This window comes from Pseudoalteromonas sp. Z1A6 (genome assembly GCF_011378745.1).
Taxonomy (GTDB): domain Bacteria; phylum Pseudomonadota; class Gammaproteobacteria; order Enterobacterales; family Alteromonadaceae; genus Pseudoalteromonas; species Pseudoalteromonas arctica.
Genome location: NZ_WTKW01000666.1, coordinates 1 through 803, shown reverse-complemented (window position 1 = coordinate 803; position 803 = coordinate 1). Strand labels below are relative to the sequence as shown.

Sequence of the window (803 nt, the reverse complement as noted above, 5' to 3'; positions counted from 1 at the left end):
CAGTTAGTTTTTCGTTTGATATATTAGAGATATTAATCCCTTTATATATAATAGGTGCATTATTTTGTCTGGTTAGATTATTCGACAGTAAAATATTCAATTTTACTGTACGTGCTAACTCTTCTTGATATAGAAAAAATTCTCTTAAATGTGTGCTAACAATATTGGCTGGTTTTGATCTGTCTATCATTAAAATTTCGTCAATTAGTCGATTTAACCTGCTGCGAGACTCTATTGCTTCGTCGAGAATATCTAACCAATTAAGTTCGCTATTTGATAGTAAAGCTAAAAAATATACCGTACGTGCTTTATTGTAATTAATAAAACCAGGCCACATAACATCTTCGCTAGATACTTTAAGTGCTTTATCGAACTGCTCAGCGGCAGATTTAAGATACATACTTACTTCTTCAAGTATTGATGGCTCTATGGTATTAATATTTTTTTTAGCCAGCTCTAAACCATCAATCGACAAAACATCTACAGAGTACATATTTAGCGACTCTCGTAATAAATGCATGCCTTTTTTGTTGTAATACAAACCTAGGTAATTATGATAAATGGTTTTTGTCACTGGATTACGAAGAATTGGACCTCTCACATGAAGTAAGTCTGCATGAATATTAAAATTATCATCAGCTACAAAACTTTGGTAAGAAACAACAGCTTTAAATAGCTTTATTGTTTCCGTTATTTGAATTGAATTACCTTTACTCACCGAGTGCAATATTTCACAGCGCCTATCAACTTCTGACAAAATTGTATCCATACGCTTTTTATAAAGCACTTTGTTAGTTTCTGAT

General features: G+C 31.9%; 1 pseudogene. It reads right to left on the bottom strand.

Annotated elements, in window-relative coordinates:
* Nucleotides 1-803, bottom strand: a pseudogene (locus tag GQR46_RS20225) (hypothetical protein); the annotation flags it as partial.